Origin of the sequence: Nocardia callitridis, from assembly GCF_039543305.1 — a bacterium.
GTDB classification, from domain to species: domain Bacteria; phylum Actinomycetota; class Actinomycetes; order Mycobacteriales; family Mycobacteriaceae; genus Nocardia; species Nocardia callitridis.
Genome location: NZ_BAABJM010000008.1, coordinates 35,836 through 59,701, shown reverse-complemented (window position 1 = coordinate 59,701; position 23,866 = coordinate 35,836). Strand labels below are relative to the sequence as shown.

At 64.6% G+C, this 23,866-nt stretch carries 27 protein-coding genes and 2 CRISPR repeat arrays; of the genes, 2 read left to right on the top strand and 25 right to left on the bottom strand.

Annotation, left to right across the window (positions count from 1 at the left end; genetic code table 11):
• Nucleotides 1-18 precede the first annotated feature (18 nt).
• A complete protein-coding gene (eccD, locus tag ABEA50_RS27935; protein ID WP_345499256.1) occupies nt 19-1,494 on the bottom strand; it encodes a type VII secretion integral membrane protein EccD in 1,476 nt (491 codons plus the stop codon).
• Nucleotides 1,495-1,685: 191 nt separating this feature from the next.
• Here eccD and eccA point away from each other — a divergent pair, with 191 nt between their 5' ends.
• The gene (gene eccA / locus ABEA50_RS27930; RefSeq protein WP_345499255.1) at nt 1,686-3,509 is read left to right on the top strand and encodes a type VII secretion AAA-ATPase EccA; all 1,824 of its coding nucleotides are present in this window, start codon (nt 1,686-1,688) and stop codon (nt 3,507-3,509) included.
• A gap of 243 nt (nt 3,510-3,752) precedes the next feature.
• On the opposite strand, the gene eccB is transcribed toward eccA, so the two are convergent.
• Entirely contained in the window at nt 3,753-5,243 is a 1,491-nt protein-coding gene (gene eccB, locus ABEA50_RS27925) for a type VII secretion protein EccB (RefSeq protein WP_345499253.1), read from the bottom strand.
• Nucleotides 5,244-5,522: 279 nt separating this feature from the next.
• Here eccB and eccE point away from each other — a divergent pair, with 279 nt between their 5' ends.
• The gene (gene eccE, locus ABEA50_RS27920) at nt 5,523-7,277 is read left to right on the top strand and encodes a type VII secretion protein EccE (RefSeq protein ID WP_345499251.1); all 1,755 of its coding nucleotides are present in this window, start codon (nt 5,523-5,525) and stop codon (nt 7,275-7,277) included.
• A 45-nt stretch (nt 7,278-7,322) separates the two neighbouring features.
• Nucleotides 7,323-7,840: direct repeats of the CRISPR family, unit length 28 nt; unit sequence GGATCATCCCCGCACGCGCGGGGAGCAC.
• A gap of 84 nt (nt 7,841-7,924) precedes the next feature.
• Here eccE and ABEA50_RS27915 read toward each other — a convergent pair.
• The 23 genes from ABEA50_RS27915 to ABEA50_RS27810 all read right to left on the bottom strand — a co-directional run bounded on the left by ABEA50_RS27915 (nt 7,925) and on the right by ABEA50_RS27810 (nt 23,837).
• Nucleotides 7,925-8,125: a DUF397 domain-containing protein gene (locus ABEA50_RS27915; protein WP_345499250.1), complete on the bottom strand. Its 201-nt coding sequence runs from the start codon at nt 8,123-8,125 to the stop codon at nt 7,925-7,927.
• Nucleotides 8,118-8,249 (bottom strand): Scr1 family TA system antitoxin-like transcriptional regulator, encoded by a 132-nt coding sequence (locus tag ABEA50_RS31070; protein WP_425577738.1) that lies wholly within the window; start codon nt 8,247-8,249, stop codon nt 8,118-8,120. The genes ABEA50_RS27915 and ABEA50_RS31070 overlap by 8 nt, the downstream gene beginning before the upstream one ends.
• An 8-nt stretch (nt 8,250-8,257) precedes the next feature.
• Nucleotides 8,258-8,557: a Scr1 family TA system antitoxin-like transcriptional regulator gene (locus ABEA50_RS27910; RefSeq protein ID WP_345499249.1), complete on the bottom strand. Its 300-nt coding sequence runs from the start codon at nt 8,555-8,557 to the stop codon at nt 8,258-8,260.
• A gap of 317 nt (nt 8,558-8,874) precedes the next feature.
• Entirely contained in the window at nt 8,875-9,336 is a 462-nt protein-coding gene (locus tag ABEA50_RS27905; RefSeq protein ID WP_345499248.1) for a hypothetical protein, read from the bottom strand.
• Nucleotides 9,337-9,405: 69 nt separating this feature from the next.
• A complete protein-coding gene (locus tag ABEA50_RS27900; protein WP_345499247.1) occupies nt 9,406-9,891 on the bottom strand; it encodes a hypothetical protein in 486 nt (161 codons plus the stop codon).
• Between the two features lie 348 nt (nt 9,892-10,239).
• The gene (locus ABEA50_RS27895) at nt 10,240-10,698 is read right to left on the bottom strand and encodes a hypothetical protein (protein WP_345499246.1); all 459 of its coding nucleotides are present in this window, start codon (nt 10,696-10,698) and stop codon (nt 10,240-10,242) included.
• A 3-nt stretch (nt 10,699-10,701) separates the two neighbouring features.
• Complete coding sequence (locus ABEA50_RS27890) at nt 10,702-11,358, bottom strand: pentapeptide repeat-containing protein (protein ID WP_345499245.1); 657 nt, start codon at nt 11,356-11,358, stop codon at nt 10,702-10,704.
• Nucleotides 11,355-12,806 carry a hypothetical protein gene (locus ABEA50_RS27885; protein ID WP_345499243.1) on the bottom strand — a complete coding sequence of 484 codons (1,452 nt, stop codon included), beginning with the start codon at nt 12,804-12,806 and terminating at the stop codon, nt 11,355-11,357. Before ABEA50_RS27885 ends, ABEA50_RS27890 begins: the two co-directional genes overlap by 4 nt.
• Before the next feature lie 38 nt (nt 12,807-12,844).
• Nucleotides 12,845-13,147 (bottom strand): WXG100 family type VII secretion target, encoded by a 303-nt coding sequence (locus tag ABEA50_RS27880; RefSeq protein ID WP_345499242.1) that lies wholly within the window; start codon nt 13,145-13,147, stop codon nt 12,845-12,847.
• The gene (locus ABEA50_RS27875; RefSeq protein ID WP_345499241.1) at nt 13,144-13,476 is read right to left on the bottom strand and encodes a WXG100 family type VII secretion target; all 333 of its coding nucleotides are present in this window, start codon (nt 13,474-13,476) and stop codon (nt 13,144-13,146) included. The genes ABEA50_RS27880 and ABEA50_RS27875 overlap by 4 nt, the downstream gene beginning before the upstream one ends.
• 189 nt (nt 13,477-13,665) lie before the next feature.
• A CRISPR array of direct repeats spans nt 13,666-14,000; the repeat unit is 28 nt; unit sequence GGATCATCCCCGCACGCGCGGGGAGCAC.
• A 184-nt stretch (nt 14,001-14,184) separates the two neighbouring features.
• The gene (locus ABEA50_RS27870) at nt 14,185-14,481 is read right to left on the bottom strand and encodes a WXG100 family type VII secretion target (RefSeq protein ID WP_345499240.1); all 297 of its coding nucleotides are present in this window, start codon (nt 14,479-14,481) and stop codon (nt 14,185-14,187) included.
• A 46-nt stretch (nt 14,482-14,527) separates the two neighbouring features.
• Nucleotides 14,528-14,824 (bottom strand): WXG100 family type VII secretion target, encoded by a 297-nt coding sequence (locus tag ABEA50_RS27865; RefSeq protein ID WP_345499239.1) that lies wholly within the window; start codon nt 14,822-14,824, stop codon nt 14,528-14,530.
• Nucleotides 14,825-14,920: 96 nt separating this feature from the next.
• Complete coding sequence (locus tag ABEA50_RS27860) at nt 14,921-15,715, bottom strand: ESX secretion-associated protein EspG (RefSeq protein ID WP_345499237.1); 795 nt, start codon at nt 15,713-15,715, stop codon at nt 14,921-14,923.
• A gap of 5 nt (nt 15,716-15,720) precedes the next feature.
• Nucleotides 15,721-16,725 (bottom strand): PPE domain-containing protein, encoded by a 1,005-nt coding sequence (locus ABEA50_RS27855; protein WP_345499236.1) that lies wholly within the window; start codon nt 16,723-16,725, stop codon nt 15,721-15,723.
• A gap of 33 nt (nt 16,726-16,758) precedes the next feature.
• The gene (locus tag ABEA50_RS27850) at nt 16,759-17,097 is read right to left on the bottom strand and encodes a PE domain-containing protein (protein WP_345499235.1); all 339 of its coding nucleotides are present in this window, start codon (nt 17,095-17,097) and stop codon (nt 16,759-16,761) included.
• A 32-nt stretch (nt 17,098-17,129) separates the two neighbouring features.
• Nucleotides 17,130-18,386, bottom strand: coding sequence for a hypothetical protein (locus ABEA50_RS27845; protein ID WP_345499234.1), 1,257 nt, complete (start codon nt 18,384-18,386; stop codon nt 17,130-17,132).
• Nucleotides 18,383-18,700 (bottom strand): type VII secretion target, encoded by a 318-nt coding sequence (locus tag ABEA50_RS27840; RefSeq protein ID WP_345499233.1) that lies wholly within the window; start codon nt 18,698-18,700, stop codon nt 18,383-18,385. The genes ABEA50_RS27845 and ABEA50_RS27840 overlap by 4 nt, the downstream gene beginning before the upstream one ends.
• A gap of 114 nt (nt 18,701-18,814) precedes the next feature.
• Nucleotides 18,815-19,090, bottom strand: coding sequence for a YbaB/EbfC family nucleoid-associated protein (locus ABEA50_RS27835; protein WP_345499231.1), 276 nt, complete (start codon nt 19,088-19,090; stop codon nt 18,815-18,817).
• Nucleotides 19,091-19,134: 44 nt separating this feature from the next.
• On the bottom strand, nt 19,135-19,476 hold the full coding sequence (locus ABEA50_RS27830; RefSeq protein ID WP_345499230.1) for a hypothetical protein: 342 nt from the start codon (nt 19,474-19,476) through the stop codon (nt 19,135-19,137).
• A 36-nt stretch (nt 19,477-19,512) separates the two neighbouring features.
• Nucleotides 19,513-20,295 (bottom strand): ESX secretion-associated protein EspG, encoded by a 783-nt coding sequence (locus ABEA50_RS27825; RefSeq protein WP_345499229.1) that lies wholly within the window; start codon nt 20,293-20,295, stop codon nt 19,513-19,515.
• Nucleotides 20,292-22,124, bottom strand: a complete 1,833-nt coding sequence (locus tag ABEA50_RS27820) for a hypothetical protein (protein WP_345499227.1) — start codon at nt 22,122-22,124, stop codon at nt 20,292-20,294. The genes ABEA50_RS27825 and ABEA50_RS27820 overlap by 4 nt, the downstream gene beginning before the upstream one ends.
• A 13-nt stretch (nt 22,125-22,137) precedes the next feature.
• The gene (locus ABEA50_RS27815; RefSeq protein WP_345499225.1) at nt 22,138-22,722 is read right to left on the bottom strand and encodes a DUF3558 domain-containing protein; all 585 of its coding nucleotides are present in this window, start codon (nt 22,720-22,722) and stop codon (nt 22,138-22,140) included.
• A 296-nt stretch (nt 22,723-23,018) separates the two neighbouring features.
• On the bottom strand, nt 23,019-23,837 hold the full coding sequence (locus ABEA50_RS27810) for a hypothetical protein (protein WP_345499224.1): 819 nt from the start codon (nt 23,835-23,837) through the stop codon (nt 23,019-23,021).
• Nucleotides 23,838-23,866: the final 29 nt, after the last annotated feature.

The window sequence follows — 23,866 nt, the reverse complement described above, 5'->3', positions numbered from 1 at the left end:
AGTTGACCGACCGCGTAGTCACAGGTTTCGGGCAATCGAATACACGCCGGTGATCCACAGCACCAACGGAATCACCGCGACGATCAGCAGATACTCGAAAACCTCTCCGGCTCTTCTCGTCACCGGTGTGACCTCGAGGTGCGGGCCGATCACCCCGAAGGCCACGATCGCGGCGGCGAGAATCAGCAACAACAGTCCCGCTACGAGGATGCGGTCGTGCTCGCCGAGCGCGAGTCCGAGCAGCAGTCCGATCAGGATCGTGGCACCGGCGGCGATCATCGTGCACGCCTGGGCCAGGTCGGCGAACGCGCGGCCGCGCAGCGCGAGAATGACCGCGGTGATCACCGCGAGCGTGGTGCCCTGCCACCGCGCGCTGCCGAACATGTCCGCGGCACCGAGCGCACCCACGGCCGCGACGATCGAACAGCCGACCATCATGCCGGTCTGATAGTGGTTGGCCGCCTTCGCCCTTCGGCCCAGACCCGTCGCCGAGGGCAACGCGGTGGCGCCGATCGCACCGATGCCCTCGATGGTCGGACGCGGCTCGTGATCGGCCGGGTCGATGGCGCCACCCGCGGTGGGCACCGGCGGAATCGGCAGCCGCGCGAGCACCGCCGCCAACCTCGGGACCATGGAAATCAACAGGATCGCGCCGACCAACAGCCCCGCGGCGATCTTGGCGGTCGCGGGATCGGCGATCAGCGACACCGTGGCGCCGATCACGCCGAACAACGCCACCGTCACCACGGCCGAGCTCAGGATAGCGCCCGCGGTGGTGACGCGATAGCAGACGACGGCGGCGAGAATGGTCACCGAACTGCCGAGCAGCAGGTGCGGGCTGCCGAGCTGTCCCGGCACGAAAAGCGCTGCGCCGCCGAACAACAGCAGCAGCGCGCACAACGACAACCACACTGCCGTCAACTCGTCGGCGTACTTGCGCGCCGCGATCGCCGCGGCGACGGCAGCGCCGAGACCGAAACCGGTGGCGAGGAACGCCGAGAGGATGCCGCCGGAATGCGCGCGCCCGACCGCCAACAGCGCCAGCGCCGCCACGACCGCGAACACCGCGCCGACCAGACCCGTCCACCGTGCGGCACCGGGCGACCACCCACGGAAGTCGTCGGCGGTCAATCGCGAGACGGCGTCGATGACGTCATCGAACAGCGCTGGTGCTTCCTGGGCGCCCGCCGAACGCAACACCAACAGCTCACCGTCGTAGACCTCGGCCTCGCTGAGGGTGCGACTCGGCGCGATCGCGTCGCGGCCGAGCCTGGCGAGCGTCCAATGCTCGGTCTCCAGTGGCGCCGCACCGTCGTCGGTTTCCACGATGTCGGGATTTCTGGATTTGATGAGGCCGACCAGTTCTCCGATGAACGATGCGATCGGCACTGTCGCGGGCAATCCCACATCGAGCTGGGTATTCCCCCCGATGACGGAAACTCGGCACAACTCGGCTTCGGCGGCCCGCGAGCCGCCACTCAACGACTCGGTCAATTGCTGAACGTCCCCAACTCTTTTACGCCTTCATGATCCAGACCTGATCTTCGGCAACCTACCCCGTATGTCATACGTTGCGTCCGACGGCGGCCAAAACCTAATGTATCGGACAGACGGTTCACATGCGATCGCTAAGCTGGCTGGAAGACGAACGCAGGCACCAGCAAACACGACGGGGTTCGACAGCAATGAGCGGCAATCGCCAAGCACAACGCGCCTTCGACGCCGGAATCCTGTCTCTCGGCTTGTCTATCGACGGCCAGGAATCCGTGCGCGACCTCGAGTACGCCAAGTTGGCTTTCCAACGCGCCACCGAGTGGGATCCGACCATGTGTGACGCGTGGCTCGGCCGCGCGGCGGCGGGCGAGGTGACCACCGAGGTAATCCGCAACCTCTACAAGACCAGCGCCACCACGCTGTTCCGCGAGCAACGCAGGCTCGGGCTCGCCCCGCGCGCGCTCTCGGGGCGGTTTCTCGCGGGGCTCTACATCGACTATCCGCTCTCGAGCTACACCGAGATCTGCTTGTCGCAGGCCGCCCAGCTGATCGCCGAGAAGGAATACGACGAGGCCGAGAAGGTGCTCGATGACCTTGCTACGCATCGTCGTTCGATCGTCTCCGAGACCGACAAGGCGGCCGACGACAGGATCAGCGCCTACATCCGCGGTGTCATGCACTTCAACACCCAACGCTGGCCCGACGTGATGGCGGTACTGACCGGCTCGGCCGAGTGGGACGACCCCTACCTGGCCGCGGGCGCGCACGTGATGGTCGGCTCGGCCTGTGCGCAGCTGGGCCTGTTCGGTGAGGCCATACGGCGGATGGAGCAGGCCGAGTCGGGGCCGATCCCCGCTGCGCGCACCACCGCGATGTTCTGCCGTGGCCTGTGCTTGCGCGAGAACGGCGCCGAGGACGAGGCGCAGCAGCTGTTCGAGAAGGTGTATTCGCAGGCACCGGATTTCGCGGCGAACACCTCCGCGATGCGCGACCGGACGTATCGGATCACGGTCACCTCCAAGGAATCCATCGACGCGCGCACCGACCGCTGGGATCCGGCCTCGGCGCCCTCGGTCGGCGAGATGCAGCAGGCCGACGCGGAAGATCGCGCCAAGCGCATCCTGGCAGAGGCTCGTGCCCAACTGGACAAGCAGATCGGCCTGGCTTCGGTGAAGACGCAGGTCGCGAAGTTGCAGGCGACCGCGCAGTTGGCCAAGATCAGGGCCGAGAAGGGCATGGCCAGTGTGCCGCGCGGTAACCACCTCGCCTTCACCGGCCCGCCGGGAACCGGCAAGACCACCATCGCCAGGGTGGTCGCCAAGATCTATTGCGGCGTAGGGCTACTCAAGACCGACAAGGTGGTCGAGGCCAAGCGCATGGACTTCGTCGGCCAACATCTCGGCAGCACCGCGATCAAGACCGACAAGCTCATCGACACCGCGATGGACGGCGTGCTGTTCATCGACGAGGCATACACCCTGATCCAGACCGGTTTGATCGGCGGTGACGCGTTCGGACGCGAGGCGGTCGACACCATCCTGGCCAGGATGGAAAACGACCGCGACCGCCTGGTGGTGATCATCGCCGGGTACGACGGAGAGATCGAGCGATTGCTCGCCGCCAACGACGGCCTCGCCTCCCGTTTCGCCAAGCGTTTGCAGTTCCCGTCCTACACCCCCGCCGAGCTAGGCGCGATCGGCGAGGTGATCGCCACCTCCCGCGACTCCGTGCTCGCTGACGACGCGAAAGCGCTGCTGGAGAAGGCCTGTGAGGGGCTCTACAACTCCGAACGCGTCGACCAGAGCGGCCAACAGCGCCGAGGCATCGACCTGGCGGGCAACGGCCGCTTCATCCGCAACGTGGTGGAAGCCGCCGAGGAAGAACGCGAATTCCGCCTAGCCAACGACGACACCCTCGACCTAGCCGCAGCCGACGAATCCGTCCTCATGCGCATAGAAGAACCCGACATGCGAGCCGCCCTAGGCGCCGTCCTAGCCACCCTATCCACCGGCTAACCCCCCAAACCCAGTTGGCTTCAAGATCACCAGGACACGAGTGCGGTAGTCGCCCGAAGGCAGCAGCGAGATGTCCTGGTGATCTTGGTCTTGCGCTGGGGAGTGCCTGGGGCGAGGTGAGAAGCACGGCTCACCGGCTCCTCTGGGACCCGTGCTTGTGCAAGATCACCAGGGCATAGGTGCGGTGGGTGCGGGCTGTGGGTGTCCTGGTGGTCTGCGGTCCAGGTCTGGGGAGTGGGTGGTTTAGTTGCCTGTGGGGAGGGTGTCGTGGCTTACCAGGGCGTTTTGCTTGGAGAGGGTGGGGCCGGGGACCAGTTGGCCGATTACTGCCCAGGGGGCGAGGCGGGGTTTGTCGCCTAGGCCGAGGACGGTCGCGGTTTCCTTGTCGGGGACCGCGTAGCGAATTCCGTTGTCCGCCACGTAGAACAGGCTGCCGCGACGGGGACTGCCTGGTTCCATGCCGGTGACCTGGACGAACTCGCCTGTCGTCGGGGGAATGTAGGTGGTGTCCACGCGGTCACCGGTGCCGTCTTGGGTGGCCAGCGGGACGGGGGTGGCCGAATCCGACAGTGGCAGTGCGGTGCCCGCGACCAGGCTCACCACCGCGCGGTCGCTCGGCGCTTCGGTGCCGCCGACACCGTGGGTCTTGGACCAATCGATGCAGGCGACGGGGGCGTCTTCGGCGGCGAGGATCTTCGGGGCGCGCTCGGGGAAGTGATCCAGCGGCAGCGTGTGCAGCACCGGCATATTGCTCAGCACGTCGGGCGCCATCGACTTGATCTCGCGCATCCCTTGCGAATCCGCGGTCCTGAGCACCTGCGCGGCGAAATCGGTCACCCGCTGCACCCCGTCGGCGAGCACCACATAGTTCTCCTGCGGGGCGCCGTTGCCCGCGCCCGCCACCGAGATCACACCGCCCACCGGCACCTCCGACAGCGCACCGGGGCCCGGCTGACCCGCCTGCGGGATATCCGGGACCGTCAACGGCGGTACGGCGGTCGCCGCGTCCAATAGGCCGGTGCCGACCGGACGCGCCTTGTACGCACCGAGATCCAGCGAGCGCGACACCGCGGCGTCGGCGGTGTCCACCTCCGCGCGCTTGCCGTCGTAAACCAAATACACCTTGCCGTCGCGACGCACGAGCAGCGCCTCGTCCTGACCGGTGCGGCGCACCCGCTCATTGAGCTCTGGTTGACCCGCCAGCACCGTGGTGAGCACCCCGGCGGAAGCGGACGCACTCCCGGTGCTCGACAGCTGCACCGCCTCGCACAACGCCCATTCCGAGTGATCACCCTGACCGGAGCCCGGCAACGCGGCGGGCGCGCCGGGGATACCGAGCAGCGGTCCGCGCGGCATCGAGCCGAGCTTGTCGTCCTTCACCGAGTTCGGCGCTTCGCTACTGCCGGTGATCAACCGCGCCGAAGCCAGATTCAGGGCCGGGTGCAGCTGCTGGTTCTTCTGCTCGTCGGTGACCACCACATACAGCGCGCCGGTCTCCTTGCCCATTACGATCAGCGAGTTGCCGATGGAACCCTGCGGGCGAATGAACGACAGGATGACCGCCCCCGCGATCACCAGGATGCCGAGGATGGCGCCGACGATCAACGACCGCGTCTGAGAACGCATGGGGTCGTGCAACATCCGCACGTCGCGCCGCACGAGCGCGTGGTCGAGCCGTCGCAACAAGAAGCGATATCCGTTGACCTGGGCCCTGGTGGTCAGCTGAGCCGGCACTGTGTCTCCATCGGGGCGGTGTCTCCATCGGACGTTCGGCGGCGTGGGATCCAGGCGCGAACGCCGCCCCTGCGCGACCGAGGTTTCGGGACGGCGGGCGCCATTGCCCGACCGTGTGAATTACATTATCGGCCGCTGCCGTCGTGTCAATCGAGTAGCGCTGCCACCGAAATTCGGGTCATCGACACCACACGCGCGCCCGATTGCGTCGCGGTACTGTTGTTCGAACACTTGCCGGGGTCAGCAAACTCCCGGTCACCGGAATTCGAGTCAGGGCGAATGATCGTGAACCAGAATGTGAACGAACGGGAAATTCCGGCGACCGCAACATTGCAGGACCCTGAATTCTGGCTCTTTCGCGAGATGCCATTGCGCCTTCTCGTTCCCGTCGCATTGATCGCCGCCGCGGTGGGTTGGGTCGCCGTCGCTCTGAACGCGCCGACGCTCGTCGCGGTGGCCATCGGCGCGGTGGTCCTGCTGATCGGAATCGCCCCGGTGCGCAAGCGGGAACCGCGCACTCCCGCAGGCATGTTCGCCCGCTCGATCGGGTACCGCTGGCGGCGCAGCAAGCCGGGGCCCGAGGAGACCGACGCCACCGCGTTCGACGTTCCGTTGCCCGAAGGCGGCAGCTACGGGATGCGCTGGGACGGTGGACTGCTCATCACCATGCTGCGCATCGACCCGCCACCGGACGCGCTGACGTTGCTTCGACCCGGCTCGTTGGCCACCGACCAGGTGCTCGCACTCGACGAAATCGCGCGCTGCCTCGGCCAATTCGACATCAACCTGGCTTCGATCGATGTGATCAGCACCGGCGCGCGCACCGCGAGCGTCGGCGCGGTCGCGCAACTCTACGACCGCATCGTCGGCCCGCTGCCCGCGATCGCGCACCGCACCGTGTGGCTGGTGCTGCGGTTGGAGCCGCTGGCCAACGCCGACGCGGTGGAAAGCCGAGGCGGGGGCAGTACCGGCGCGCTACGCACCTCCATCATCACCACCAGGCGAGTCGCCAACAAGCTCGCCGCACAGGGCATCTCGACCTCGGTGCTGACCGCGGGCGAGATGAACAGTGCGGTCCGCCAACTCACCAGGAACATCCCGCTCGAGGAGTTCACCGAGACCCCGAACTCGCTGGGATATCACGGCATTCACCTCACCAGCTACGAGATCGGCCCCGACCTGATCGGCGAGCGCGGCTTCGCCGACATCTGGGCCACCCCCAGCCTCACCACCACCGTCACGGTGCGGGTGCGCCAAGCGCCGCGCCGACCCACAACGGTGCGCGACAACGAACCCACCCCGATCACCCTCGGCGCACTGGTGCGTTTCGACACCGCCTTCGAGCCGGAGCAGCCGCCGATCGCCGGGCTGCGCCGGATGCCGGGCCGACAGTTCCGCGCCTTGGTGGACTGCCTGCCCACCGGATCGGGCCGACCGAGCACCTCCGATTACCGTGGCCCACTCGAAGCCCTCAGCGACCTCGCGGTGCCCACCGCGGGTTGTGGGCAGTTGATCGGCGCGGACAACACCGGCCAGGGCATCGCGGTACCGCTGATCGGTGACGGCACAAGGCACCTGGAGGTTTCCGGCAAGCTCGACCTCGCCCAGCAGGTGGTGCTGCGGGCCATCGCCCTCGGCGCACGCGCGGTGGTACACACCGACCGCCCCGAAGCCTGGCACACGATGGTGTCCAATGTAGGTGCGCCGCACCTGCTTTCACTGGCCCCCCGCTCGGCAGGCGCCAGCCACCACCCACCGCCGGTAGTCCCCAACTCGGGTATGCCGTTCCCAACCGCCACCGTCGTCGTCTTCGACGGCATCCCACCCACCGCCCTCACCGGCGGCGCGACCGTCGTCCACGTACGCGCCCCCGGCCAGCCCAGCGGTTTCGACGCCGACGTGATCCTCACCCAGGACGCCACCTCCCCCAACCGCATCACCGTGCGCACCTCCACCGTGCACACGACCGTCAATATGGTCACCACTCCGGACGAGATGCGCTACATCGGCGAATCGCTCACTGCGGCACGGTAAGACGAGCCCGACAGGGCGATCCACCCGAGTCCCCCTATCGGCAGGCCATCATCCCCGCACGCGCGGGGAGCACCCAATTTTCGCTGTCGGACACCATCTGTGGGTCGGATCATCCCCGCACGCGCGGGGAGCACCTACCGACGTTGCTACCGCTGATCCCCACCGAGGGATCATCCCCGCACGCGCGGGGAGCACCGTGGCATGGCCATAGCGAACTGCTGTTCCATCGGAACATCCCCGCACGCACGGGGAGCACGAGGACGGGAAGCGTTCTGTTGTGTTGCCGCGTGGATCATCCCCGCATGCGCGGGGAGCACACAACATCGCGATCCCACTGCTGGAGCAGCAGGGCGGATCATCCCCGCACGCGCGGGGAGCACACGTCCTCGGTGAGGACCCGCAACTTCGTCTTCGGATCATCCCCGCACGCGCGGGGAGCACTGGAGACCGAGGTTCCCTCGCTGCGCAGTCGCAGGATCATCCCCGCACGCGCGGGGAGCACTACAAGGTTGGCCGGACGGTGGTCAGGTTCGACGGATCATCCCCGCACGCGCGGGGAGCACACTTCCTAACCTGCACGTTCACAGACCGAGAGAGCGTTTTACATTCGGTTTGGTTCGATGCTCGGCGCCGCTACACCACCGATATCAGCTTCCGAACGCACCCCTCGCCACGCCTGCGGTGAACGCAGCCCACACTCTGGAAGGGACAACCAGCGCCGGACCAGCGGGATCCTTGGAGTCACGCACCCCGACCACACTTTCATCTAGGAACGCGACCTCGACGCACTGGCCGCCGGTCTCGCTGTAGCTGCTCTTGATCCAACGGGCTCCGGTCAGGTCAATCACGGTCGTGCTCCCTTGCTACCTGCCGCAGCAGATCTCGCGTGCTGGTCTCATCCAGCGCCGTCCGCCGGAGGGCATCGGTGTATTCATGGTATCGCTGAACAAGTTCGGGCTTCTCGATGTACATGTCGCTGCTCATCGAGCCATCCAGGTACACGATGGTGGCTCGATCGGCCTGCCACGCTGATCTGTGCCGTAGTCCAGGATGACAAAAGGCGTAGCCGGCAGACCCCAAACAGAACCGGCGAAATACAGGTGCACTCGAAGCGAAATGTTGGGCAGCTTACCGACTTCCGCGAGTTGACGAAGCTGTGCGGCCATGATCCGCCGGTTGCCGATCACTCGCCGCAGAGCCGACTCGTGCAGCAATACTTCGAGAGCCAACGGGCGGGCTTTGCGCTTGACGATGATCTGGCGGTTCAGACGTACTTGCACGTCCCATCCCCGCACGCGCGGGAAGCACAAATGTCAACCGAGCCGCTGCGAGCCGGCGGCTCGCACCGCATGCACTTCATCGAACAATGCCCAGCCCTCACGCTCACCGACATGGGGCGCTTGATCCAGCCAACCGCGTCGAACCGCCGATCCAGGAAAGCCCTGACCACACCTATTGGCCGTCATAGAACACGCAGAACCTACTCGCCGTCATGCCCTCCCATGATTGTCGCGTGGCATACGCCGCATTCGGAGGACGAACCGGACACCCTGGGTGGGACCGAGTTAGCTGTTTTCAGGTCGGTGTCGTAGGCCGTTCAGGCCGGATCGAAACGGTCCCAGCGCGCAAGATCCTCAAGGACCGGACCCGAGTCCGGCACTCGATACCACCACCATCCGCGCCCACTTACCTCGACCCGAGAAACAGCTGCCATACGCATCCCGGAGTCACCTACCGTAATTGCACGATATCTCTCATCAGGATTCGCGACATACTCCAACACCTTCCCTGACAATGGCGAGACCAAATTCCTCATCGCATCACTCAGGTAATCCCGAATAATGATCGCCGCACTGAAATCATATTCATTCCACACCGTGCGATCGGTCCAGGACAGCGCTCGATCCCTGTCGATCTTATCGACGTGTACGGCCCATGAATCGGCCAGCTGAAGCGCGCTGCGTCTGTCACCTGATGACAGCGCGATCGAACGAGCTTCGAACTCCGAAATCTCGTCTTCAGAAAAGTCTAGGGTCGCTCCGCTGTCAGCCTGTGTCATGGTTCTGCAGATCCAGAATCAAGTTACAAATCACTTTGGCTACCGTACTTCTACGTCGAAGGGAGCCGGTCAGTCCGCTGTACCGGGTGAAGTCCGTGGCTCACTGAAAGCGGTCAGAGCGTCTGCAATCTCATCGGGATAAAATCCGGTTCGATACCGAGCTTCTTCGCCACCCAAGAACCGGAACGCATCCTCGAGCAGGGGCGGCCACACTGTGCCAATTTTTTTCGGCAGGTACCGCGTCACCACAGACCGTTCTCGATCACCCCCTTGGGCGGTCGAGTGATGCTCTGAGGCCAGTGCTTCATGAATATCTTGGTCCGTCAGAATAATTCTGATACGAGAACTGGCCTCTATTTCAAATGGCACCGAACGCACGAGCTGCTTCAGTAGCTTCTTGGTTTCAACACTCCATCCCCATCGGTCCAATATTTCTGGAGATACATTTGCCAACTGAAGGGTCAATTGACGGATTACTTTGAAGTGTCCACCCGAGACTACGATCTCATGCCGCGCGTTCCCCGACATGGTGACATTACTCCAATCTTGACGCATTGTTACTTGAGATCCTGGAAGTCTTCGTAGCCGTCTTCGGGCGTGAACACTGTTCCACGCCCATTATCCTCGATAACAACACCCTTTGCTTCCGGATCCCATGTTGTACCCCAAACTCGACACACCGAGTTCCCGGCACATGAACTCGATACCGAATTCCCCAGATTCCGCCCAGTCCCAGATCGCAGCGAATTTTGCCGCTGGTCTTTCGCGAACCAGGTCGCAACTTTTTTGCGAACGCGACCTGCATCTTCAGGCTCTGCGTTCTCCGTACCAACCGGACCGTGATTTCGCTCGCCCCGAACACAACCGGGAGCCCTCGGAGCCGAACACGGCCAACCCGATTCTTCATTTCGACTTGAAAGCGGCCAGAGCGTCGGCAATCTCATCTGGATTGAATCCGGTTCGGTAGCGAGCCTCCAAATCCCCCAACCACGAATAGACCGTGGTTAAAAGTTGCGGCCAGACTTCAGCAACGGATGCGGGTAAATGCCTGACGACCTCGTCTTCCGGTCGGGGTACTTGCACATCAGAAGACACAGGCATATCACCGGAGACGACAAAGTTAATTCTCGTTGCAGCCGCAATATCGAGCTGCGCGGAATGCGCGAGCTGATCCAGGAATTCCCCGATTGCCGATGTCCAACCTGCGGGAACCAAGCACTCCTCCGGAATATTACCAATCTCGAACGTAAATTGTCTGACTACTTTGAACTGTTCAGCGGTGAAACGGAATTCACGGACAGGATGGATCGACAGCATTTCAACACCAGCCCGACTGCTAACACCCTCTCGCAATCCGTTCACAGTTTAATTCTGCACTGTGACAGCCGGCGCACCATTAGCAGAGAACCACTCTTGCAGTTGGTACCCACTGATTACATCCCCCGCTTCCATTTTAATTGGTCCTAGAACCGTCCCCGCCGCGCCGTCAACAACACAACCGTCGAGTCTGCAACCTGACAAGTCAGTCCAGCTGAACACGCACCCCCGTAAGTTGGCATTGCGCATATCCGAGTCGGAGAAGTCCACATCACGGAGGTCTGCTTTACAGAGATCTGCACCGCATAACGAAGAATTCTCGAATGTAGAGCCTTGGAGTACTGCCTCACGAAAGCTGACGTAATCTGCGCGACACCCTCGGCCTTCGATCTTTCGCAGATCCGACCTGCTGAAATCGGCGTTTTCGACGATCGCCGCCAACATCCAGGCTTGGTACAGATCAACCTCTACCGCACGCACGTTTGCAAGGTTCGATTCGTTGAACGCCGCGCCCTGGAGATCTAGCCCAGACAGATCTGCACCACTGAAGTTCAAACCATCCGCACAGAGTAGGGAGTCCGTAGTGGAGACTGAATCAGGCAGAGTAGCAAGTTTTCCAAAATACTCATCGAGAGATTTCCGCGCCATTGCATCGGACGGCCACCCAGCGACATCTTCCCGCGAACGTCCGTATTTTCTGGTCATCGACCCCAGATCACCTTCCCTTGCCATTCTGGGTTATTCGCAACAATCTGCTCCAGACGTGCCCGTCTAGCGGGGGACATACCGTCCGGGTCGATCAGCACATTCTCCCCGGTAGCAATATCCTTGTTGATCATCTTGACGAACTTATCATCCGATTGTGGATTGGTGATTTCTTTCCCTGCATCAGGCCGATACCCTGGCTGGGAATCTGGCGAACTCTTGACATCCCACCGCTCATTGTTCGAATCTACGAATTCACCTCGGTCTTCGCCGTTTGGTCCCAGTTCGGCCCTTGCGATCGGCCCAGGTATTGCACCATCATGCTCGGCTGCTAGCCCTACAGATGCCTCTCGGGCGGACTGAGGAGTCGTCTTTCCATTTTTCGCCGGATCTTTTGCCAGTTCCTCGACCCGCCTTTGGTACTCGCTAGTGCCAGGAGTATTGGAAGTATTTCTGGATGCATTCGGTTTATCATCACCATCGATGTAGGACTTCATGCCGATGATCCCGGCGAGTCCTGCGATGGTTTTGTCGAGGTCGATCGAGGGCAGCCCGTGGAACGCGTCGATGGTGCCGACTGCGCCTGCGGCGAGTTCGGCGATGCCGATCACTCGTACCATTTGGCTTATGCGGTAGGAGGATTGGATCGCGTTGATCGTGACGAGTACGTCGGCGTTGATGGCCGCGGCGGCGGCTACGGCGGAGGTGCCGAGGCTGAACAGGAATGTGGCGCCTGCGGTGATAGCGATCAGGCTGATGGAGAGCTCCAGCGCGTTGATCGTCTGAGTGTTGCTGTCACCGAGGGCGACCGTCGCGTCCTTGTAGGCGCCGATGGGAGTTGCCATCGCTTGGGCGGCGCTGTTGACGGTGTCGGCGCCGGACTTCAGCGTCGTGAAGTGGTCTTGTAACAGCTGACGGTTGGTGGGGTCGTCCATTCCGTCGAAGAGGGCTGAGATCGCCGAGATTCGCGCTGCGGCACCGGTGATCGTTTCGTGCTTGGCGAAGGCGTTCCAGGTGTTGTGTGCTTTGTCGAGTTTTCCTTGGTCGCCGTTGGGGAGTTTGCCGAACGCGGCGAGGACTTTCGCGACGAGCTCGTCGATGAAGGCTTTGGCTCCCCCATGATCAGCGAACCCGATACCGTTGTCGGCCACCGAGGTGGGGATGACGACCTTGTATTCGTCGACTACCTGCGCTCGTACGGGGTCCGGATTGCTTTTGTTCGCGGTGCCGTAGTGGTAGCCGTTCGCATAGAGAACGGCGGCGTAGTTGGTCAGCGCGTTTGCCAGGCTGCTGCAGGCCTGCATAGTTTGTTGAGCAGCTTTGTCGTAGGCTTCACCCCACTGTCTGCATCCGGGGGCGTCACCTGCCATGCCGGCACACTCGCCTTTGACCGCGACATGGACTGGCTTGTCCGCCGCGCGAAGGTCATCAGCCAGGTCAAGACACATCTGGGCAGCGTCGTAGTAGACCCTCCAGTCGACGCGCACTATTTGCCGCTTTCGAGCATGCGGCGATTCGTCTCCAGCGCACGGGTATAGGCGGCGTGGTTGGCTTTGGCCGCGTCGCTCATATCGCGGATGCCTTCGGCGAATTCACGGGCGCCGGTGACCCATTGGCGGTGGGCGTCGGCGTATGCCTGGGCCGCGCGGCTTTCCCAGCCGGTGTCGTGCAGGGCGGCGACCTTGGTGTCGATCTCGTCGAGGTGATCGGCGACGAAACCCGCCAGACCAGACAATCGGGACACGATCTGTTCGAGATGTTCCAAGTCGACCGTGAATTCAGAACTCACGGCAGGTCCAGGCTCGACGTGGTGATCGCGGCCGCGGAACCCTGATCCTGGGTCTGGTAGGTATCGGCGGTGACGCCGAGTTTCTCGGCCATGTCGGTGAGCGCGGCCATGATCCGCACCCCGCCGTCGTGAACTTCGGTCCAGCCGTCGCTGAATTCCGTTGCGGCATCACCGGTCCAGCTCCCACCCGCGACAGCGTTCACATCCTTGGCCGCCGAATCCAATGCCGAGCGCAACGATTCGGCGAGATCGTAGACGTACTTCCCGACGTCCCGCACCTGCTCGGGCACCACCGAAAGCCGCTCACCTGGCACTCCCCCCGTACTCATGCCACGAATTCTACGACCGCCACCCACCCCACACCAGCCCTTGCCACCTATGTCCGTGATGAGCAATTCGCTTCAGGATCTGGATAATTCGCGGCCGTGGCGTGCCGGATAGCGCACCCATTCAGGGTTCCGGCCAGCGAGGACAGCCCGCACAGGGCACGGTTCCCGATCAGAGGAAATGTCGCGGTGGGATCATCCCCGCACGCGCGGGGAGCACGCCGCATGAACCGGCACCGATGCCTACGGCAAGGGATCATCCCCGCACACGCGCGGGGAGCACACCGGGCTAGAGGTGTGCGTGATCCACCAAAGCGGATCATCCCCGCACGCGCGGGGAGCACGCGGACATCGTATGCGCCGAACGGAACGCTCCAGGATCATCCCCGCACGCGCGGGGAGCACCAGTATCCGCCGAACGAATCGGTCGGGGTCGCAGGATCATCCCCGCACGCGCGGGGAGCACGCCCACCAAGACCAATCGATGCCCCCGAACAGCGGATCATCCCCGCACGCGCGGGGAGCACACTTCCTGACCTGCACGTTCACAGAGCGAGAGAGCGTTTTACATTCGGTTTGGTTCCCGTCGGCACATACCGTGGCGCAGTGGTGCGCGGCGTCGTCGACCGTTACGGAAAACGGCCGACCGGAGCGGGAATTGCTCTGGTCGGCCGTTTTTCGCGATGTCCGAGGGTGGCCCCGGTGTGTCGCTCAGAGGTCGGCGAAGCCGTCGCCGATCTTGCCGTCGGTGCCGACCGCGCGGTGCAGCGCGTTCTCCACCGCGGCGGCGACCTTGTCCAGCACCACGAGGGTGTCGCCGAACTCGGTGTCCCACTTGGTGTGTGTCTGGTGGAACGAGTTGTACGCATCGGTGCCGGTCCATGCGACCTCGAGCGCCTTGGCCGCACTCTGCATGTCCTGGCTGTTCTCGGTGAGCTTCTTGCGGAAGCCCTGGAGGTCGCCGAACAGGGTGGTCATGGCGGCCTGGTTGTATTCCATCGAACTCATAGCTGTCCCTCCGAATGGGTGATGATCGAACGCCTACAGAAGGCGACTAGATACGGATGTAGTTGAACTCGTCTTCGCCTTCGGCATCCGTGCGCTTGAACTGCGCGGTACCCGCTCCGACCTGCTCGGTGATCCGATCGAGCAGGGCGTTGAGCTTCTGCGCCTCTTCGTCCCAGGAAGCCGAGGCCGCCATGAACGCGGTACGGGCGTCACCCGACCAACCCTTGGCCGCGTGCACCTCATCGGTGATCGCCTTCAGTGTGAAACGCATCCCCTCGACCGCGTTGGCCATGTCGCCCTTGGCCTGGTCGGCTCCTACGTGATCGGCGTATACATCAGCCATGATCAAACCTTTCCTATCGTGTATCCAAAATTCCGGAACAACGGTGCCGGTCGGCACCGCCGGATGGCTGGCGGGCGTACATGCACGCCCGGGGGTTTACTGCGGCAGCCACCTTCCCCCGGGCAATGCGTCGATCAACGCCGAAACCGCTTGCGCGATCCGATGATCGGTGCCTGGTGTAACCGTGGACCAGACCTGCTGATCCGGCGCGATCCCGGGCGCGGCCACAATGCGGCCACGGCCGGTGTCGTATACCGCGACCGCGCACGGCGGCCGGGTGGTCACTCCGTCGACGTGGGCATAAGCCACGACTTCGGCATAGGTGTGCACGGAGGCGAAGGCGAGTCCGTACGCGGTGGCGTCACGTTCGGCGACGCCGAGCGCGTAGAGCGCGTCCGCGTAATCCGAGGACGAGTCCGCCGCGTCCAGGCGCTCCCCGAGCTCGTCGGTCAACGCGCTGAACCCGGCCACCTCGGCAGGTTTGCCCGCACCGAGAATCCGCATCAGCGGACCGAGTAGCGCGGCGCCCGAACCGTCGGCCCACACCGCCTGGATGTCGAAGCTATCGCCCCTGCGCACCGCGAGGGCATGCTGTTCGCCTCGGCGCGCCAGGCAGATTCGGGCCTGCCACACCGGCTCGGTCAAGCTGTACACCCGGGCGACGAGCTCACGTTCGGGCTGCGCCAGCGCATACAGCGCGGCGGCCAGGTCGGGATCGCGCACCTCGCCGTAGCTGTCGAACACACCCTCTTCGGTGAGCGAAGCCACCGCGCGCTCCTGCGCCAGCGCCCATTCCTCGTACGAATCCTGTTGCGGCCCTACCGAAAGCACGAGCGGCATGGTCTGCACGCCGAGCCGTTCGGCGACCGCGAGCAGTCCGTCGTTGGTCATGGTTGTCATCCGGCGCCGCCGGTGGCTCGCTCGCTCGGCACGGACGCTTGCTCGTACGCGACGGGGTGTTCGATCGCGCCGAGGACCGCGGGTGCGGAGACGATCCCGAGCCCCTCACCAAGCGCGTCACCCGACTCGGCGACGCTCGCGTGCGCTTCCGGCTGGTATTCCTCGTCCCCGGCCGCTGCGGCACCCGCACCCATGGCACCGGGCGGCACCATCGGCGTCGTGCCGGTTTGCTGGGTCGAAACCACCTGGGGCACAGGAGCTTCGGTGACAGCGGCAGCCTGCGCGTATACCGGCGTGCGATAGGCACCAGGCGTGCGCGCCGGTGCGATCGCGCCGAGCAGACCCGGCGGCAACGCCATCGCGGGCATCCCGCCCGGTACCGAGGCACTCCCCCGTTCCGGCACCGCGGTCCCACCCTGCTCGGATTCCAGCGCTACCGCGGGCGCGATCACCGGAGGTTGCTGCTGTTCCCACGGCAGGGCCAGCGGCTCGGTGGCCGCCTCGTAGGAACGCATCACCCTGGAGGCCGCGGCCTTCGCGGCATCGGACTCGGTGTCGGTGCTCGCGGCGACGGCACGAATCGGCGCCCCCATCGCGGCACCGAGCGCGGCGATTGTCTGCTGGAGCTGTTGAATCGCCGCGATGTCGCCGGCGTTCGGCATGGTCAATCGCGCGAGCTGATGTGCGGCGGCCTGTGATTCGGCGCGCAGCGCGTTGTTCGCCGCCGCGCTGGCGGCATCGGTGATCCAGTCGCGCAGGGTCGAGATCCGTTCCAGCACAGCGTTACTCGTATTCGACTGCCACGCAAGGCGCAGTTCGGCGATGATCTGCTCGTACTCGACGACGGCGCCACCCATGGTCGCGGCCAGCCGACCCCATGCGGCACCGGCCTCGGCCATCGGCACCGCACCGGGACCTGTGCTCAGTTCGCGCGTCAGCCGATCGGGTTCCCGTGCCTCCCACACCACTCCGGTGAAACCGGGCTGCGGTGGTTCGATCATCACCAGCTCCGTGTTTGTCTTCGTCTTTCGCGGTCAGGCCGTACTCGGGGCGCTGCCACCGAACTCGGCGGCGCTGGCGTCCTCGGAACTCCCGAATTGATTCGCCTGGCTGCGCAGCGTCGCGGCCAACTTCCGCAGCTCGAGCACGCCGGAGGACGCGCTATCGCCGTAGGAATTGGCCACATCGCTCATCGTGCGTGACGCGCGCAACGACACCTCGTCGGTGCCGCTGGGCTCCGGCCGCAACGCGATCTCCTCGGCGCTGAGGCCATCGGCCAGGCGGTCGGCGAGCCCGTCCAGCTGGGTCGCCGCCTTGCGTGCCGCCGCGGGGTCGAACGCGACACCTTCGAAATCCACACCACTGCTTGACATCTCAGTCTCCTACTTGCCGTGACGCGGGCGCGTCAGAGGGTCAGTTCCTTGTCGGGTGGCGGTTCCGAGACCGACTCGGCCGCGCCGACCACCGGCAGCGTGACCCCCTCGATATCGCCGACGACCGCGTCGCCGTGCTGCGCGTTGACCAGGAACCCCGGCAGACCATCCCCCGCGTCCCCCGCGCCCCTGGCGCTCGACGCGGCGCCAGCGGCCCCACCGAGCGGCATCATGCCCGGCCCCGGCCCGCCTACCGTGGGACGCACCATGTTCCCTGGTTCCACGGCAGCGGAACTCACCGCACCAGGCGGCGTCGCACCCGCGGCACCTGTCCACGGGCTCAGCGGTGCGGTCAAGGGCGCCGGAGTGAATCCGGCAGGCACACCCGGTCCGGGGCCTGGCATTCCGCCCGCTTCCTTCGCACGCGCCGCGGCTTCCTCTTCGGTTTCCCCCGGCTTGGCGATCGGCTTCGGCGCGAGCAACGACGAATTCGCGCTCGCCAGCTGTCCCGCCGCCTGCGCGCCACTGCTCGCCACGGTCATCAACGGCTGTAGCAGCTGCATCACCTGGTCCAACGACTGCACCGAGCTGGCTCCGGTCGGTGCGTTCGTCACGGCGACCTTCTTGCCGGTGGTCGCCATGTTCGCCGAATGCACCGTCATCTCGGCCCTGGTCTTGGCGACCACGGCCGTCGCCTCGGTCAATGCCTCGACGGTGGAGGCCACCATGAACGCTTGACCACCCGGCACCGCGAGCAGCGGCGCGGCCATGGTCATCTGGGTCATGTACTTCGCGATGACGCCGGTGAGTTCGGCGCCGCCCACCGCGACCGAGGTCGCCGCGGTGCCGAGACCCACCTTCTCCTGCGCGCCCTGCGCGGCGATCTCGGTCCCGTTCTCGGCGGCGGCACCGGCCTTGTTCGCGGCGGAGTTGGCCGCCATGCCTTGCCACAGCTGCATGAGGGCCGGTAAAGCCGTGCTGCCCAGGCTCATCGCGGTCTGCAATGCCGTGGTGATTCCATTGAGCAGCTGAGTCGGATCCGGGCCGGGACCCGCACCGATCGAGCCGGTGCCGAAACCACTCGCCATATCGGTGAACGGTTTGGTGAGCGCGGAAAGATCCAGGACGGGCATCGGCGGCATTTCCGGCAACGGTGGCAGCGGCGAAACCTGCGGAAGCTGCGGCAAGCCGATGTCTTTCAACACCTCGTTGACCGACTTGTCGAGCATCGGCGCCATCGCGCTGCCGCGCAGCAGTTCCAGGATGGTCGGATCGAGCGGTGCGTTCATCGCGTGATGCGGGCGGCGCCGAACTCGTCGATCGAGCTCGTCTCCGACGCGTCGTAGGCGGCGGCGGCCTCGTGTGCGGCGACCGCGGTGCCCGCGTGCACACCGGCCAGCTCGAACAGCGAGGACAGGTGGTTGCCCTGCGCGTAGGCGAACGACATCAGGAAGTCTTGGCCGATCAAGCCGAAGACCGGCACGACAGCGGCGATGGTCGCCGCCTCGTCGAAGGCCCCCGCGGTGGCGATACCGGTCGCCATGGCGGCGGCCGAGTCTCCGTAGGCTCGGATCGCATCAGGCGTTGCCACGAAGTCACTCATCGAATTCCCCGTTCCTAAACCGCAATTGCCCAACAATTCAACGGTACCAACGCACAGCGAGGATGGAAGCCAACCTTGCTGAATCTTTGCGCAATCCCCGTGAACATTGGATGTCTACTCGGCGACTTCCTCATTGAAAGCCGTCACAACCTCCGCACGCTGCTCGAATGCGCTGCGCGCCGCCGCGTTTGCCGTCGCGACGAGCTTCTTCTCGAACTCGGCTGGCGACAGTCGCGAAATCGCCGAGGAGAACTCCAGATTCAACAATGCGCCGTTACCGTCGACCTCGACGGTGATCGAACCGTCCTGGGCCGCCTCCTTGCCGCGCGCGGCGGACATATCGTCGGCAAGATCGCGAATGCGGTACAGCCGCTGCTGCACGCTCGCCATCAATTCGTCCATCGTCTCGTACATCAGGCTGCCCCTCCCTCGGCTCAGACCTGTCGCAGCCAGCTCACTGGCTCCGTCTCGTATTCTGCCTCTTCGGTGAGCTCTTGGCGAGCCACTTGTTCTGGGGTCGGCAAGCCCATCAGCGACAACATCTCCTGTGTTGCCCCCGCCTCCTCCAATTGCGCCCTGCGCGCGAGCGCCGCACGGTTGGCCGCGGTCTTGCACAGCCGCAACACCTCTCCCGCCAACTCCTGCGGGTCGCGTTTCAGCTCAGCGGGTTCGACGGAGATGCCGAGCGGAAGCCCCTGTTCGGTGGTGCGCACCGCGATCGATCCCGTTCGCGAGCTCGCCGTCCACTCGACCAGCTCCGGTTGTTCATCGCCCATGGATCACACCTCTCGAATCGGGCACCCTCGTGCGGGTCAGGCACGTTCGTCCTTGATCGCGCGGACCACCGTCGCGATCCGCGTGTTGATCAGCGTAACGAGCTTGTTCCGGTCCGCCGACTGCGCCACCGGCGGATTCTGGTCATCGATGACGTATCGTCCGTCGTCGGCGAGATCGCGCAGGACGAGCCAGTGGCTGGTGATGCCTCGGGGGCCGAACCTGGAGCCACCCTGCACGATTCGGATCAGTCCGATGGTCGTCACCGGCTCTTCGAGAAATGCGGTCGACCGCACGGGGCTCGAACTGTCGAAGGAATCGAAAACATCCGACTGACCATAGGAGTAGTCGGTGTCCTCCGCTTCGGTTCCCGCGAGCACCAACTGCTTACGCGATCCCGCTTCGGCCGAGGGCACGACATCGGCGACCATGTCGGCCAGCGACAGCGCGTCGCCCTCGGCGAAGGTGAATCCCCCACTGTGCCGGACCGTCTCGCCGGGCAGCTGGGTCGCCAGGATCGCTCGATCGCCCTGACGCACCGCGAGCACCCGCAGGCAGCGGTCCGGATTATCGGGTTTGTTCGCGTCCCACGCGGTGACTTCCAGCCGAATATCCGGACGAGCCAACGTATCGAGCACGCTCGTGAACGACTCGTCCATTTTCGATGCCAGTTCCGCGCGCACCCGCGCTTGTTCCCGCAAGTAGTCCTCCCACAACGGGATTCTACTCGTGAAGATGAACGGGTGCGGGAGAAATCCTTCCTTCGAATCCTCCCACGCGACGACGAATTCCAAGTCGGTGAGCCGCCACGTTCGCGTCATTTCTCGACGACCGGCTTGGCCACAACCGGCGCTTCACCCAATCCCTCATCGAGATGTTCGAGCGAATCCAGGTAATCGGCGCGCTTGTGTTCCTTGTTGCCGCCTTGGCCCTGCGCACCCGGTCCCATCATGCCGGGGCCAGGCATCCCCTGTCCCGAGGCCGCGCCGGTGGCCACCCCGTTCGCGGCGGTGGAGATCTGATCCAGCCCGGCGCGCGGGAACAGCTTCGCGGCCTGGGTCGCGTTCTGCAAAGGGGGCGTGCCAGGACCAGGCCCTTTCCCCGGGCCGGGGCCCTTACCCGGCCCTGGCCCTGCGGCCTTCTTCATCGCGTTGTCGAGCCCGGCGAGCGAGGTCGGCGGAATTCCACCCGGCGGCGTCACCGCCGACTGCAAACCTTGCTGCAACGCCTGCCCGCCCTGCTGCAACGCCTGCTGTGCGGCCTGCGCCGCCTGCTGAAGTTGCTGTTGCTGCTTCTGCTGCGCGGCAACGGCCTGTGCCTGCGCCTGCTGGCGTTCTTGCGCTTCGGCCTGTTGCTGCGCGGCGACTTGCTGCTTGCGCAGCGCCTCCTGCTGTTGCTGATCGAGACCATCGGTGCCCGGTCCAGGTCCAGGCAGCTTCGCGGCAACGACCCCGGGGCCAGGGGCGCCTGGGCCGAAGCCTGGAGCCCCCGGTCCACCCGGCCCGCCGGGGCCACCAGGGCTCCCCGGCACGCCGGGATTGTCGCTGCTGGTCGGCTTCGTCGGAAACGGCAGCATCGGCACCGCGCCATCGGATTCCGGCAGACCGATCAGGTAGGTGTTCTTGAAATTCTCCCGATAGATCGGTGTCTGATCGGGGTAGGTTGTGCCACTCGGCGGCGGCGAGCCGCCGGGTGCGGTGATATAGGTTCCCGACGGATTCGACTTGGTGCCCGAAAGATCGGGGCCCACCGGCATACTCGACTTGGTCAACATCAACCAGCCCGCCGTGTAGGACAGATTCTCCCCGAGCACTTTCATCTTCGATTGCAGGTCTTGGGTATCGGCGACGTATCTGCCCGTCGCCGAGGCGGCCTTGGTCGCGGCGGAACCACCCCATTGGTCACCGTTGGCGACGGCACCGATCTTGTTGCCGAAAGTCGTGAAGACGTCGTCGAGTTCGCCCGCCATCCACTTCCATATTCCGGCACGCTGTGACGGAGTGTCGTAATCGATCTCGGTACCGATCGTCCGAAAACGTTCGTAATCCCAATCATTGGGGTTTTCACCATTGGCGGGCACGCCATTGAAAGTGGGCCCGCTGTAGTTCTTCATCGCATCCGGCATACCGCCGACATAGCTTCCGTTGGGATTGCCGTTGCTGCTCTTGATCTTCCCGGAGTCGAGGTTGTCCCAACCGTAGAAACCCGGCTGCACATAGGTGCTTTCGATAGTGTCCGGATTCGTGTGAAAGGTGCCCGGCTTTTTCGTCATAGCGGGCAGATCATCGAGCGTTTTGATCTGATTGAACTGATCCTCGCTGTCCACCTCGGCCCTGATGTAGGCCTTGCGCGCATCGGTGAACAGATCCGCCATGTCGTTCTGAATGTCCAGATGCTGCTGGAGAATATCTCCGAGGTTATTCGCGCTGGTGACGAACTTCTGTGCCAGGGTGTCGCTGGAGGGCAGGCTGGGAGCGAAGGCGTTGATGTTGTTCAGTTGGTTGATATAGCCCTTCAACCCGAGCAGACGGCCGATCACCGTGTTGCACGCATCCCGCAGGTCCTTGACCGCGTCGTTCTTGAGCGTGAGTGTGCCGTTGTTGGCATCGTTCTTCAGGCTGTCCCACGAAGGAACGTCGTTCGGCGCCATCCGTGACTCCTAGCTAACTCGGGACCACAGGGAAGGCCGCGTCGGCCCATCCCCGCACATACTGACATGGATCGGTGCGCGGCTCATCGCCCGTGATGAATCCGGAAATCGCGGCCCACGCGGTCCCCGTGGCGGTTCCCCAGGCGAGATAACACTCCTCGTCGACGTCACCGACCTTGCGGAACACCGTGCCCGGCCGATCGCCGACCGTCGTGGGGACGAACCGGTCGTAGTGCGCGTTCGCCAACAGCTCCTGGTAGCTCACCTTCGTCACATACAGTTCGGCGGACATGAACGGCTGACCGTCCGAGGAGGTCCAGCTACAGATCTTCCACCCCGGCTGCTTGTTCGGGCGCCGAATATCGGGCTCCAGCGCCGCACCGCGCAGCACCTCGGGTCGGATCGTGCACGGATCGAACAGCTCGTCGTCGGAGACCGGCGAACGCTGCGACTCGATGGTCGAGGTCGCCTCGGGACCGGTGGAGCGTGCCGGCGTCGAGCTGGATTCCGATTCCGCGGGCAGCGCCGAGGGCGCGAGCTCGCTGCCGCAGCCACCGGCGAGCAGCGCGGTGACGAGAACCAGTCCCGACCTTGCCAATCGAATCATCCTCACCTGCCCTACTTCTCGCTCGAACTCCACCGCGGTGCCGTACTCCCCGACGCGGTTGTCGCCCCGACTCCCATTCCCTACAGCCTCGACGTATCACCTGAACTCGCGGTAACGGGTCATCGACCGCGCGGCGAACAACCCGCCGTCGGCGACCCGGCCGCCACCACGTCCATCCCTCGAATCATCCCATGGCGCCGCCGAGTCATCGATGGTCGTGGCGAGATCCGTGCAGCGCCACCGGGACCGAACAACCCCTCCGGTACTCGAACGGCCGGTGTGCGCGGTCACCAGTTCGCCAGGCGTTCGGCGTAGTAATCACGGATCGCGGTCAACCGCAGCCGGGTGAATCTACCCGGTTCGTTGTCGTAGATCGCCTTGCCGTCGAGCGAGGTGAACGCCGCGGCCGGAACCGAATCCTGGCCCGCAGGAATGAACTTCAACACCTCGTCCAACGCCGCGAGCGCCGTGGCGAGGGTGTGGCGGGCGGTACGCGCGGACTGCGCGTCGAGGCCGAAAAGATCGGCGGGCACCTGCCCTGCCGCGGTGTCCGAATACCACAGCCACACACCGGGATCGAGCAACTGGGACGGATCCTCGCCACCGAACCGCACGGAATCGGCTGGCGGCGGCAAGATCTCGTCGGGCAGCCGGAACTGATAGACCCGCTCACGTCCGCAGCGCGGGCACACGCCGGTGTAGCGACTGGCCAAAACGTCCCCGACCGAGACAACGGCGCTACGGAACTCACACCGTCGCTCGCCGCAGTGCGGGCACGGCTGCAACTCGAGGAACAGCCGCGCCTCGGCATTGGTGCGCGCGAAGGGCAAACTTTCGGCGCCGGATGCGCCGTCCTGCGACGACGCCTCCGCACCGGTGTCGGTGGCGTTCGCCGCGTCGCCGGTCGGGCGCACCCAGACGCTCGGCCAGTCGTCGAATTCGGCGACCGCCGCACCGTCGACCAGCAGGGTGTACAGCGACTCCTCGGGGAAGTCACCGATCCGAACGGTGAGTACCCGTCCGGCGCTTTCGGCCAAGTACGGGGTCTGCGCGTCGCCCGTCGACGCCCAGACAATCCGTTGCCGCAAGAACTCCGATTCGGTCACTGATTCCCCTCGTCCGGAAGCTGATTCCA